The 12,734-nt window shown below is 68.4% G+C and carries 12 protein-coding genes; 4 read left to right on the forward strand and 8 right to left on the reverse strand.

The window, feature by feature from the left end:
* The first annotated feature begins 97 nt into the window (after nt 1-97).
* The 4 genes from pstC to AACX88_RS07220 all read left to right on the forward strand — a co-directional run bounded on the left by pstC (nt 98) and on the right by AACX88_RS07220 (nt 3,774).
* Nucleotides 98-988 (forward strand): phosphate ABC transporter permease subunit PstC, encoded by an 891-nt coding sequence (pstC, locus tag AACX88_RS07205; RefSeq protein ID WP_339392499.1) that lies wholly within the window; start codon nt 98-100, stop codon nt 986-988.
* Between the two features lie 2 nt (nt 989-990).
* Complete coding sequence (pstA, locus tag AACX88_RS07210) at nt 991-2,130, forward strand: phosphate ABC transporter permease PstA (protein WP_040342349.1); 1,140 nt, start codon at nt 991-993, stop codon at nt 2,128-2,130.
* Nucleotides 2,131-2,211: 81 nt separating this feature from the next.
* Nucleotides 2,212-2,991 (forward strand): phosphate ABC transporter ATP-binding protein PstB, encoded by a 780-nt coding sequence (gene pstB / locus AACX88_RS07215; RefSeq protein WP_009380421.1) that lies wholly within the window; start codon nt 2,212-2,214, stop codon nt 2,989-2,991.
* A 324-nt stretch (nt 2,992-3,315) separates the two neighbouring features.
* Entirely contained in the window at nt 3,316-3,774 is a 459-nt protein-coding gene (locus AACX88_RS07220) for a DUF4383 domain-containing protein (protein ID WP_339392363.1), read from the forward strand.
* 325 nt (nt 3,775-4,099) lie between these two features.
* Here the strand turns inward: AACX88_RS07220 and AACX88_RS07225 are convergent, their stop codons facing one another.
* From AACX88_RS07225 to AACX88_RS07260, 8 genes are all read right to left on the reverse strand, one after another.
* Entirely contained in the window at nt 4,100-5,113 is a 1,014-nt protein-coding gene (locus AACX88_RS07225) for an inorganic phosphate transporter (RefSeq protein ID WP_339392364.1), read from the reverse strand.
* Nucleotides 5,114-5,116: 3 nt separating this feature from the next.
* On the reverse strand, nt 5,117-5,737 hold the full coding sequence (locus AACX88_RS07230; protein ID WP_339392365.1) for a DUF47 domain-containing protein: 621 nt from the start codon (nt 5,735-5,737) through the stop codon (nt 5,117-5,119).
* 403 nt (nt 5,738-6,140) lie between these two features.
* The gene (locus tag AACX88_RS07235; protein ID WP_339392366.1) at nt 6,141-6,728 is read right to left on the reverse strand and encodes a hypothetical protein; all 588 of its coding nucleotides are present in this window, start codon (nt 6,726-6,728) and stop codon (nt 6,141-6,143) included.
* A gap of 57 nt (nt 6,729-6,785) precedes the next feature.
* Nucleotides 6,786-7,811 (reverse strand): Ldh family oxidoreductase, encoded by a 1,026-nt coding sequence (locus AACX88_RS07240; RefSeq protein ID WP_339392367.1) that lies wholly within the window; start codon nt 7,809-7,811, stop codon nt 6,786-6,788.
* Nucleotides 7,808-8,794, reverse strand: coding sequence for a GntR family transcriptional regulator (locus AACX88_RS07245; RefSeq protein WP_339392368.1), 987 nt, complete (start codon nt 8,792-8,794; stop codon nt 7,808-7,810). The genes AACX88_RS07240 and AACX88_RS07245 overlap by 4 nt, the downstream gene beginning before the upstream one ends.
* Before the next feature lie 13 nt (nt 8,795-8,807).
* The gene (locus AACX88_RS07250; protein ID WP_339392369.1) at nt 8,808-10,007 is read right to left on the reverse strand and encodes a fumarylacetoacetate hydrolase family protein; all 1,200 of its coding nucleotides are present in this window, start codon (nt 10,005-10,007) and stop codon (nt 8,808-8,810) included.
* Entirely contained in the window at nt 10,004-11,368 is a 1,365-nt protein-coding gene (locus AACX88_RS07255; RefSeq protein WP_339392370.1) for an enolase C-terminal domain-like protein, read from the reverse strand. The genes AACX88_RS07250 and AACX88_RS07255 overlap by 4 nt, the downstream gene beginning before the upstream one ends.
* Before the next feature lie 81 nt (nt 11,369-11,449).
* A complete protein-coding gene (locus tag AACX88_RS07260; protein WP_131247923.1) occupies nt 11,450-12,733 on the reverse strand; it encodes a TRAP transporter large permease in 1,284 nt (427 codons plus the stop codon).
* Between the last annotated feature and the right edge of the window lies 1 nt (nt 12,734).

Consider the following 12,734-nt stretch of genomic DNA (forward strand, 5'->3'; position numbering starts at 1 on the left):
ACAAACCACTGAGACCGGCCCCGCCGGCACGCCTCAGCCGCGCGCTGAGGACCGTCCGAGCCCGACGACGAAGGCTGTCGTTCGGCCCGGAGACCGGATCTTCTCCACCGCGACCCTGCTCGCGGGCATCCTGATCCTGCTCACGCTGGCCGGCGTCGCCCTCTTCCTCCTCGCCCAGTCGAGCGAAACCATCGAGGCCCAGATCTCCGATCCGAGCTCGATCACCGGCGGCAACGGCTTCTTCGCCTACGTCTGGCCGCTCGTCATCGGCACCCTCGTGTCCTCGGCGATCGCGCTCGTCGTCGCCACGCCCTTCGCCCTGGGCATCGCACTGTTCACGACGCACATGGCGCCGCGGAAGCTCGCCCCGGCGCTCGGCTACGTCATCGACCTCCTCGCCGCGATCCCGTCCGTCGTCTACGGCCTCTGGGGTCTCACGCTCGCCGGCAACCTCACCGGCTTCTACGCATGGCTGGCCCAGTGGTTCGGGTGGATCCCCCTCTTCGCCCCCGACGCCGACGGCAGCGTCTCGAACACCGGTCGCACGCTGCTCACCGCCTCGCTCGTCCTCTCGATCATGATCCTGCCGATCATCACCTCGCTCACCCGCGAGATCTTCCTCCAGACCCCGCGCCTGCAGGAGGAGGCCGCGCTCGCGCTCGGCGCGACCCGCTGGGAGATGATCCGCATGGCCGTCCTGCCGTTCGGCAAGTCCGGAATCGCTTCGGCGACCATGCTCGGCCTCGGCCGCGCACTCGGTGAGACGATGGCCGTGGCCATGATCCTCTCCCCGGGTCTGCTCACCGCCTCGCTCATCGTCAGCGGCAACCAGACCATCGCCTCTGAGATCGCGCAGAACTTCCCAGAGGCCGCAGGGCTGAGGCTCTCCGAGCTCATCTCGATCGGCCTCGTCCTCTTCGTCATCACCCTGCTGGTGAACATGGCGGCGCGCGCAATTGTTGCCAAGACATCCGTGAAGGGCAGTTGATGATGTTGACCACTTCAGACAATTCGACGACCAAGACCCGCGCGCTGACCTCGAAGCAGCTGCCCAAGGCCACCCCGTGGATCATCGCCGTGGCCTCGATCCTCATCGCCGTCGGCATCACGTTCGCGGCCACCGGCGGGTTCTCCGTCGCGATCGCCGCGATCCTCGCCGGCCTCATCAACCTCGTCGCGGTGCTCGTCATCTCCGGCGCCTACGAAGGCCGGCGCAAGGCCGTCGACCGGGTCGCCACGACGATCGTCACCTCGACCTTCGTGCTTGCCTGTGTGCCGCTCATCTCCCTGCTGTGGCTGACCGTGTCGAAGGGCGGATCGGCGATCAACATCGATCTGCTCACCCGCACGATGCTCGGCATGAAGGGTGTGCTCGACCAGCAGTACGTCGCCGGTGAGGCCTCGCTGGCCGGCGGCTTCTACCACGCGATCGTCGGCACCGTGCTCATCACGCTCGCCGCCTGCGTCATCTCGATCCCGATCGGCGTGCTCACCGCGATCTACCTCGTCGAATACGCGGGCAAGAACAAGCTCGGTCGGGCGATCACGTTCCTCGTCGACGTCATGACGGGCATCCCCTCGATCGTCGCGGGTCTCTTCGCCTTTGCGCTCTTCTCCACGATCCTCGGCATCGTCATGCCGGATGCCGCGGGGGCGGCGAAGACGGGCTTCACCGCCTCGGTGGCCCTGTCTGTGCTCATGATCCCGATCGTCGTGCGCAACACGGAGGAGATCCTCCGCCTGGTGCCGATGGACCTGCGCGAGGCCTCGTACGCGCTCGGCGTGCCGAAGTGGAAGACGATCGTCAAGATCGTCCTGCCCACCTCGATCTCCGGCATCCTCTCGGGTGTGACGATCGCGATCGCCCGCGTCATCGGCGAGACCGCCCCGATCATGGTCACCGCCGGCTTCGCGAAGTCGCTCAACTGGAACCTGTTCTCCGGCTGGATGTCGACGCTGCCGACCTACATCTACGATTCGCAGCTGCGGCCGGTCTCCCCCGGCGAGGCGGCCCTGGCGAGCTCCGAGCGCGCGTGGGCTGCGGCCCTCGTCCTCGTCCTCCTCGTCATGCTGCTCAACCTGCTCGCCCGCGTCATCGCCAAGGTGCTCGCACCGAAGGCCGGACGATGACCCCGGCGACCGCCTCGGCGGGGATCCCCTCCTCCACCACGCTTCCGCACCTCTGACGCCTCGACAAGACAAGGACACACCATGTCAAAGCAGATCGACATCAAAGACCTCGACATCTACTACGGCGACTTCCAGGCCGTCGACGATGTCTCCATGCACATCAAGCCGCGGTCGGTGACCGCGTTCATCGGCCCCTCCGGCTGCGGCAAGTCGACGGTGCTGCGCACCCTCAACCGCATGCACGAGGTCATCCCTGGCGCGAGCGTGCGCGGCGAAGTCCTCATGGACGGCAACAACATCTACGGCGCCGGCGTCGACCCGGTCAACGTCCGCCGCGAGGTGGGCATGGTCTTCCAGCGCGCCAACCCTTTCCCGACGATGAGCATCAAGGAGAACGTGCTCGCCGGTGTGCGTCTCAACAACAGGCGCCTGTCGAAGTCCGAGGCCGACGATCTCACCGAGCGCGCGCTCAAGGGCGCGAACCTGTGGAACGAGGTCAAGGACCGTCTCAACCTGCCCGGTTCGGGACTGTCCGGCGGACAGCAGCAGCGTCTGTGCATCGCCCGTGCGATCGCCGTCGAGCCCGAGGTGCTCCTCATGGACGAGCCGTGCTCGGCGCTCGACCCGATCTCGACGCTCGCGATCGAGGACCTCATCAACGACCTCAAGGACAAGTACACGGTCGTCATCGTCACCCACAACATGCAGCAGGCCGCGCGCGTGTCCGACAAGACCGCGTTCTTCAACATCGCCGGCACCGGCAAGCCCGGCAAGCTCATCGAGTTCAACGACACCTCGACGATCTTCTCCAACCCGGACAAGGAAGAGACCGAGAACTACATCTCCGGCCGCTTCGGGTGATCGAGCGCCGCTTCGGGTGAGGGACCTTCCGTCCTCGCCTGAGCGACTCCGTCCTTGCCTCAGCGCCGGATCGGGCTTCGTGCCCGGTCCGGCGTTTCGCGTCCGCTGGGTGCGCCCCCGTCCGCACGCCCATCCCACTTGTGTGGAGGATCCGTCGCGATATCCGCCTCCAGATCGAGGCGGATCCTCCACCTACCAGCCGGTAGTCAGACCTCACCCGGCCCAGCCTCGGTCACTTCATCAGATGTCCATCCCATCCGCACGACGGTCGGCTCCGAACACACGACATCAGAAGTTTCAGTGTCGAAGCCGAAAGGGATCGTCATGACCACGTCGCACGCCTCAGCCTCTGCCGCCGCTCACTCGACCCGCAGCGCCGTGCAGATCGTCGCAGGCATCTTCGGTGCGGTGTTCCTGCTCGTCGGGATCCTCGGATTCGTCCCCGGCATCACACAGAACACCGACACCCTCATGTTCGCCGGGCACCATTCGGAAGCCGCTCTCCTCGGCATCTTCCAGGTCTCGGTGCTTCACAACATCGTCCACCTGCTCTTCGGCGTCGTCGGCCTCGCCGCGCTCCGATCGCGCACGCTCGCGAAGGGCTACCTCGTCGTCGGCGGCATCGTCTACGCGGTGCTGTGGATCTACGGCCTCATCGTTCCGATGGACTCGATGGGCAACTTCGTCCCACTCAACTCCGCCGACAATTGGCTGCATTTCGCCCTGTCCGTCGCCATGATCGGCGCCGGAGTGCTCCTCGGCCGCAGGGCCAAGTCCGACTGACCCCTTCCCCGGCATCCCCAATCCCGCCGAGGCGGCTCCCGGTTCCCCCTAGAACGCCGGGTTCCACCTCGGCGGGCGCCTGCCCAGGGGTCGCCACTCATCGAGACCGCTACTTTGCGCCGAGACCGCCGGCTGTAACTGGCGGTCTCGTTGCTAAGTGGCAGTCTCGGCGGAATAAGGCGGGGATGAGCGGCGAGTCAACGTGCGATTGGCCGCGCCCCTGGCCGAGTGCCGCCGGCGCTCACTCCCGGGCGCTCACTCCCGGGCGCTCACTCCCGGGCCCTCACTGGCCGGCGCTCGCTGCCACGCTCTCGTTATCCCGCCTTCACTGCCCGGCGGCGATGACGATGACGCCGATGGTCACGGCGAGCAGCGCAGCCGCGGGGATCGTCAGCAGCCAGCCGGCGAACATCGGGATGAAGTAGCGCGCCCGCGGATGCCCTTGGCGTCCGGCGTACTGGGTGCCGAGGATCGCCGAGCCGAGCACGAAGGTCAGCGACACGGGCACGCGCATGATCAGCGCCGCCGCGTACATGAGCACCGAGGCGGTCGCATCGGCCGCCGCCGACTTCACCGGGTCGAGCCTGGCCATCCGCACCGAGAGCGTGCGCACGACCCGCCACCCGCTCAGCCCCGTGCCGAGCGCAAGGGCCAGCGCAATGGTGATGCGCACAGGCCAGGAGATCTCGACGACGGCGAGCTCGCTGTGGGGCATGGTGTCGACGGCGAGGATCGCGACCATGACGAGCGCCGCGGTCTTCTGCGCGTCCTGGATTCCGTGGACGAGGGAGAGCGAGGCGGTGAGCACCGAGTCGACCATGCGGGCGCCGCGGAAGAGTGGCTTCGACGGGGTCGAGGCGAAGATCTTCGACAGCAGCAGCGTCAGCCCCCAGGCGAGGAAGAAGCCGAGCACGGGTGAGATGAGCAGCGGCAGGATCACGGAGTCGAAGAACTCGAGGCTGTCGAAGGTGAAGCCGAGGATCAGCCCCGCACCGAGGAGTCCTCCGATGAGGCAGTGCGTCGAGGACACCGGCAGGGCGAGGTAGTACGTGAAGAGGCTCCAGATCGTCGCCGAGACGAAGGCGATGAGGATGCAGGTGAGGATGATGTCCGTCGACATCCCGGAGAACCGGATGATCTGGTTGGCGACGACGATGGCGATGCCTTCGCCGAGCAGTGCGCCGATGAAGTTGAAGACGACGGCGAGTCCGAGCGCCCACTTGGGGCTGAGTGCGCGGCCGACCACCGCGTTGCCGATCGTCAGAGCCGCATCATGGAAGCCGTTGGACCCGGCGAAGATCACCGCAGCCACGATGACTCCGGCCATGAGCAGCTCCACGGATCATGACTCCTTGATCGCGATCGAGGCCACGGCCTTGCCGAGCTCGGTGAATCCGTGGGCCGCGCGGACGAACGCCTGCCCGAGCTGGGAGACCGCCGCCATATACGTCAGGCCCCGCTTCGCATTGGGCACGGCGTCGGACATCCGCCACTGCAGGGTCTCCACCTGGTGGGTGAGTCGGTTGATCGAGTCGACGAAGTCCCACTGGTCGACCTTGCCCGGCAGCTTCGTCACCATCCGCGAGGTGTGGTCGGTCTGGTTCGACAGAACCGCGAGGGTCTCGAGCACGCCCGAGGGCAGAGTGTCGAAGGCCTCCGAGGCGAGCACGTAGCCGACGCCGTGGAGGCGGTGGCAGATCTCGCGCATGTGGTGGCAGAGGAGGTAGAGGTCGTAGCGGTCGAAGGGGGTGATGTAGTTCTCCCGCAGCGCCCGCAGCACCGCGCCCATGTCCTCGTCGGCCCGGTCGCCGATCTCGCGGAGTTTGTCAGCGACTTCACGGCGCTGGCCGACATCGACGCCGGAGAGTTCGGCGAGGACGAGGTTGCATTGGCGCATCTGACCGACGAGATCGGCCATCCGCTCGTAGAAGACAGTGTCCTGCGGTACACGTCGGAGCCGCATGCGTATCCTCCTGCCGGGACCCGGACACCGCCGGACGCGTGCCGATATTTCTCTGTCGACGTTGAGAACCGGACGCTGAACCGAGAGCGCCTCTCGGCGATAGGCCGCTCGAAGCGGCTGAGGTTGGAGCCCGGGGCTTCAGCGATCCAACGTCCGGTGGCCACGAGGGCCGTCTTCCACGATACCGCTTCCTCCCCGTGCGTCCACCCCGCGCCGACCTGGGAAAGCTTGAAAAATCTCACAGTCCGCGACGTCTGGTCTCGTGCCCGGGCAAGAGTCCCTGCCAGGGGCGATGCCCTCGCCGAGGTGGGGGAACGGTCGGTGCGGTCGATTCCGTATTCGTCGTTCAGTTCCGTCGGCGAGGCGGGGAACGGTCAGTGCGGTCGGTTCGGTATCCGTCGGGTCAGTCGAGTCCGCCGTGGCGGCGGGACATCGCGGCGTCGCCGAGGTCCTTCGAAAGCTGACGCAGTCGTGTCCGGGTCTCCGGTTCGTCGGCTCCGGCCGCGCAGATGCCGACGAAGGCGGCAGCCCGCAGCAGGGCGATGACGACGTCGCCGCGGAAGGCGCCGACGAGGATCTCGTCGATCGCGCGGGCCACCTCGTCGGGTCCGGCCGGGATCTCGACGCCGGCGAGGATCTCCTCGAGCCCGATGCCGTCGGTGGTCCGGCGCAGGCCGAGGTCGAAGAGGTCGGAGACCTCACGCGGGGCGGTGACGATCCACTCGCGCAGCGCGTAGAGGCGCCACAGGGCGCCGGGTGCCGAGACCGCGGGGGCCGCCGACCACATCTCGGCGATGACTTCGAGGCCGATCTCGTCGGCGAGCTCGACGAAGCGCCTGGTCGCGGCCTCGTCGCGGTTGCCGCGGCAGTCGCCGAGGAGGAGCGCCGCCGTCGCGTGCGAGGTCTCCGAACGCGTGACAGGGTCGCTCGGGTCGCTCACGGCGTCGAGGTCGGCGAGGGGCACAGGGCGGTGGAACGGGCGCTCATTCATCGTGCGTGCAGTCTAGTCCCCGAGCCTGGACACCGGTAGGGCAGACGAAACTGCCCCTCACCGAGGCGGCTCGAGGTCGAGGCGACCGGCGAGCGCGAGCAGCGCCTGGCCGGTGGAGTCCTCGAGGTCGAGCGTCACGGCATTGTCGGCTTCCGTCTCGTGTTCGATCTCCCCGGGCAGCCGCACGCCGTCGCCGGAGCCTCGGATCGCGGCGCCGAGCGCACTCACCTTCTCCTCGGCGGCGCTGCGGCCGTTGAACGCTGCGGAGTCGATCGTGATGAGCATGTGTCCGTTGTTCATCTCCGAGGCCGGGTTGTCCCAGATGTCCTGGGTCTCGTAGGCGAAGGTCGCCGAGGTGAGGCCCCCGGCGAACGCTTCGAGGAGCACTGCGAGTCCTGAGCCCTTGTGCCCGCCGAAGGCGAGCAGTGAGCCCGCCGCGGCCGCCTCGGCGTCGGTCGTCTCACGTCCTTCGCGGTCGACGGCCCACCCCGGTGGGATCGGCCGGCCAGCGTTGCGGGCGGCGATGACCTTGCCGAACGCCCCCGCCGAGGTGGCCATGTCGACGGTGAGAGGCGTGCCGTCGGTGCTCGGCGCGGTCAGGGTCAGCGGGTTGGTGCCGATGACCTTCTCACTGCCGCCGTGGACGGCGACGGTGGGTCCCGTCGTCGAGGTGAGGAACGCGAAGAAGCCGGCGGCGGCGAGCTGATCGGTCCAGAACGCTCCGGCTCCGTAGTGGCTCGAATTCTCCACCGCGATCGCGCTCACCCCGTGTTCTCGGGTGCGCTCGAGCGCCCAGTCGACGGCGACCTGCATGACGACCTGCCCGAGGCCGCTGCCGCCGTCGAGCACCGCCGTGGCCCCGCCGTCACGGACGAACGCGATCTCAGGCACCGAGGCGATGCCGCCGGTTTCGAGCGCACGGACGTAAAGCGGCAGACGCAGGAGACCGTGCGAGGCGATGCCCCGCTGGTCCGCCTGGACGAGCGAGTGGGCTGTCAGAGCGGCATCGTCCTCGGGCACTTGGCTCACGGCCAGGGCGGCGCGGGCGAACTCGCGGAGGGAATCGACGGAGAATTCGCTCATCCTGCCTGCTCCTGCGTGCCCGTCGCCACACTCGCGATCCCGCCGTCCTCGGCGCCTGCAGCTCCCTCAGCTGGCTCGTCGTCGTGCCCGCTCCTGCCCTCGGCCGCGACCGTGATGTTCGCGGCGTCGGGGAATCCTGGCACGCTGCCGAGGACCGACGCATACGTGTCGGCAAGGTCGCGCCGGACGTCACGAGCAGCTTCCGCCTGATCGGTCGCAGCGCCGCTGACATCGGCACCGCCGCTGGCCCTGGAACCCGCGTCATCACGCTCCGCACCGCCCCCGTCGCTCGTGCTCGCCGAGAACCGGCTGAGCGCGCGGAGGATGTGCTCGCGCATCGCCGCCTCGGCGGCATCGGGGTCGCAAGCGGCGATGGCGGCGGCGATCTCGGCGTGCTCGTGGGAGGTGTCGGTGCCGTGCGGGTCGCCCGGGTAGAGGCGGAAGAGGTGGAGGTGCGGGTGCATCTGCCGGTACGCGTCGAGGAGGAAGCTGTTGCCGGTCGCCTCGAGGATGAGCAGATGGAAGCGGGTGTCGTGCCGGAAGAGCTCGTGCTTCCACGCCGCCCCGTCCGCCGCGGCCCCGGAGAAGGTCGCGAGCTCGGCCAGCAGCGCCCGGCCGGGGTTCGAGGCCCGATCGACGGCGGCCATGCGCGCCGCCCACGGTTCGAGCAGGAGCCTGACCTCGATCATCATCTCGAGATCGCGCTTCGTCAGCAGCGGGGTCGTCGCGTACCCGCGCGGCTGCCGGGTGCGCACGAGCTTGTCCCCCTCGAGCCGCTGCATCGCCTCCCGCACCGGAGTCTGCGACACCCCGAGCTCCCGGGCGATCCGGTCGATGGTGATCCGCTCCCCCGGCGGCACTGTGCCGTCGAGGATCATCGCCTTGATCCTCGCGTAGACGGTCGGGTCGGCCTCGCTCGGCATCCCGTCTCCCTTCGCGCGTTTCGCGGCGGCTCGCGCCAGGCCGCCCTCGATGGTCTCCACTGTGCCCACGAGACTACCGCTGTCCTGCACCGATATCGGCGAAGAGGGCACGGATTCCGTAGTCCCAGGCCGGCAGGTCCTCACATCGACCCACCGTGTTCCTCAGCGCTCCCAACCGGTCGTTGGCGATCGTCACGACATCGCCGAGGTGGTGGGTGAATCCGAGTCCGACTGCATCCCGGTCCTGCGTCGGGGCGAAGAGGGTGCCGGTGAAGAGGACGAAGCCGTCCGGGTACTGATGGTGCCTGCCGTGGGCCGCGGAGACGAGTTCCTCGAAGCGTCGGCTGAGCGATCCGACCGAGTTGACCCCGGTGAGCTCGCAGCCGTCGTCACCGGTGACGGTGAGCCTGAGTTCGAGGCTCCTCGCGTCATCAAGCTCGAAGCCCTCATCGAAGAGCCTGATGAGCGGCCCGATCGCCGTCGACCGGTTGTTGTCCTTCGCCATGCCCAACAGCAAAGCGCTGCGGCCCTCGACGTCGCGGAGGTTGACGTCGTTGCCCATCGTCACCCCACGGATCGCACCGGCGGAGTCGACGACGAGGACGAGTTCGGGCTCGGGATTGCTCCACTGCGAGAACGCGGGAATGCCGACGGCGTCCCCGGACCCGACGGCCGAGAGAACCGGGCCCTTCGTGAAGACCTCGGGGTCGGGACCGATGCCGACTTCGAGATACTGCGACCACCACCCCTTGGCGATGAGGGCCTCCTTGAGGCGCGCCGCCTCGGCGGATCCGGGCACGATCGCGCTGAGGTCGGCGGTGACCGCCTCGGCGAGTTCTTCGCGCACGGACTGAGCCCTGGCGGGATCGCCGTCGCAGCGCTCCTCGATGAGGCGCTCGACCATCGACCCGGCGAAGGTCACCCCGCACGCCTTGATGACCTGGAGGTCGATCGGGGCGAGGAGGACGGGGGCGTCCGCCGACTCGGGAGCTGCAGGAGCGGCCGGCTCAGCGGAGATGTCCGCGGGGGCCGCCTCGGCGGGGGTGAAGATGTCGTCGATCGCCCAGTCCGCAGGCCTGGTCCTCACCTCGTCCAGCCGCCGAGGCAGGTCCCGGGTTTCGAGGATTCCCGAGATCGTGGGGTCGATGCCCGAGATGTCATGGACGGCGTTCCCGGTGACGAGGACGGGGACGGGGGCCCGGCGTCCGGGGACGCGGAGGCGGCCGAGGAAGGTTCCGGTCGCCTCGGCGGGGAGGAGGTCGCGGATGCTCATGCGTCTCCTTCCCTGCCAGCCGAATCAGAGGTGGAGGAGCCGACGGCGGCCCGGTCGCCGGTGCGGACCCAGCCGGGTCCGGTCGGGTAGGTCCATTCGGACACGGATTCCGGGACCATCTCCGCGCTCGTGCCCGGCGCACTCGGTGCCTGATAGCGGCCGTCGACGACGGAGACCGGAGCGACGAAGTGCTCGTGGAGGTGGTCGACGAACTCGATGACACGGTCGTCCTCGGTGCCGGAGAGGCGGGCGAAGTCGAAGAACGAGTAGTGCTGGACGAGTTCGCACAGGCCGACTCCCCCGGCGTGCGGGCACACGGGGATGCCGAACTTCTTCGCGAGCAGGAGGATCGCGAGGTTCTCGTTGACGCCGGCGACCCGGGTCGAGTCGAGTTGGAGGATGTCGATCGCCTCGGCTTGGAGGAGCTGTTTGAACATGATCCGGTTGTGGACGGCCTCACCGGTGGCGACCTTGACAGGTGTCACGCCGCGGCGGATCTCCGCATGTCCGAGGATCTCGTCGGTGCTCGTGGGCTCCTCGATCCAGTAGGGGTCGAACTCGGCGAGCGCGTTGACCCAGTCGATCGCCTCACCGGTCTCCCACTTCTGGTTCGCGTCGATGGCGATGCGGATATCCGGCCCCACGGCCTCGCGGGCGAGCGCGAGGCGACGTCGATCGGCCTCGAGGCTGCCGCCGACCTTGAGCTTGATCTGCGTGAACCCCTCGGCGACGGCCTCCTTCGCCAGCCGCACGAGCTTCTCGTCGTCGTAGCCCAGCCACCCAGGCGAGGTCGTGTACGCGGGGAACCCGGTCGCCTCGAGATCGGCGATGCGCTCGGCGAGCCCCGCTTCTCCTGCGCGCAGCATCTCGAGGGCTTCGTCCTCGGTCAGGGCGTTGCGGATGTGGGTGAAGTCGATCGCGGCGACGAGGTCCTCGGCGGGCAGTTCGGCCAAGAACTTCCACAGCGGTTTGCCTGCGCGCCGGGCCGACATGTCCCACAGGGCGCTGACCAGGGCGCCTGCGGCCATCTGCGTCACCCCCTTCTCGGGTCCGAGCCAGCGCAGCTGCGAATCGTGGACGAGCAGCGCCGAGGCGGCCCCGAGGTCGGCGAGGAGGTCGTCGAGTTCACGGCCGATGAGCAGGGCCGCGTAGGACTCGACCGCGGCGACGATGAGTTCGTTGCCGCGTCCGGCGGTGAACACGAGCCCATGCCCCACCTCGGCGGAATCGCCCTCACCGGCGCGGATGGTGACGTAGGCGGCCGAGTAGTCGGGGTCGACGTTGACGGCGTCGGAGCCGTCGAGCTCGAGCGAGGTGGGGAAGCGGACGTCGGTGGCGCTGATGTCGGTGATGAGAGGCACGGGATCGTGGTCTTTCTGTGCGGTGGGGAGTCGGGCGGACGGGTCAGGACCGGCAGATCAGGGCGGGCTCGTGGCGACGGGTCAGACGGGGTAGCCCAGCAGCGAGGGCAGCCACAGGCTGAGGAACGGGACGACGGAGATGAGGACGAGGGTGGCGAGCATCGGGACGAAGAACGGCAGGGTGCCCTTGATCACCGTCGTCACCGGGTACTTCGTCACCGAGGAGAGGACGAAGAGGACGAGGCCCACGGGTGGGGTGAGCAGGCCGATGAGGAGGTTGAAGATGATCATGATGCCGAAGTGGACGGGGCTGAGTCCGAACACCTCGGCGACGGGGAGGAGGACGGGGACGAGGATGAGGATCGCCGAGGTGGGTTCGAGGACGCAGCCGATGATGAGGAGGAGGACGTTGACGAGGATGAGGAAGACGATGGGGCGGTCGGTGATGGACAGGAGCACATCGGCGGCGAGCTGCGGTGCCTGCTCACGGGCGAGGACCCAGCCGAAGAGGGCGGCGCCGGCGACGATGATGAGGACGCCGCCGGTCGTCTCGACCGCGGTGACGAGGGCGTGCCGGACCTTCGGCCACGTGAAGTTGCCGTAGACGATCGCGAGGATGCCGATGTAGGCCACACCCACGGCACTCGCCTCGGTGGGGGTGAAGACTCCGGAGAGGATGCCGCCGAGGATGACGACGGCGGCGCCGACCGGGGGCAGGGCGCGCAGACCGGACCGGACGCGTTCGCCGAGGTCGGCCTTGGGCAGGCGCAGGTCCTCGCGTTTGCGGGTGAGGAACCAGCACATGATGCTGAGCGTGATGACGAGGAGGACCGCGGGGACGATGCCGGCGACGAAGAGGGCGCCGACGGAGACGCCTGCGGTCACGGCGTAGATGATCGCGGGGATCGACGGCGGCATCATCGGGGCGATGAGGGACGAGGCGCCGGTGACGCCGAGGGAGAGCCCGACGGGGTAGCCGCGGCGAATCATCGCGGGCACCTGGATGCGGCCCATCGCCGCGGCGTCGGAGATCGCCGCACCCGAGACCCAGGAGAAGCCGAAGCTCGTGAGGATGTTGACGTAGCCGAGCGATCCGCGCACGTGGCCGATGGCGGCGACCGCGGCGTCGTAGAGGCGGTCGGTGGCTCCGGAGATGTTGGCGAGGTTGCCGAGCAGGATGAACATCGGCACCGCGAGGATCGCGAAGTCGAACACGCCGGAGGTGGCCTGTTGGACGGCGAGCGCCGGGCTCGACGAGGGGTCGAAGGCGATATAGATGATCGAGGGCACGAGGAGGGCGATGCCGACGGGCACACGCAGGGCCAGGAGGATGAGGAGCGCTAGGAGCATGAGGAGCAGAGTCATG

The sequence above is a fragment of the Brevibacterium metallidurans genome, assembly GCF_037101285.1.
GTDB lineage: Bacteria > Actinomycetota > Actinomycetes > Actinomycetales > Brevibacteriaceae > Brevibacterium > Brevibacterium metallidurans.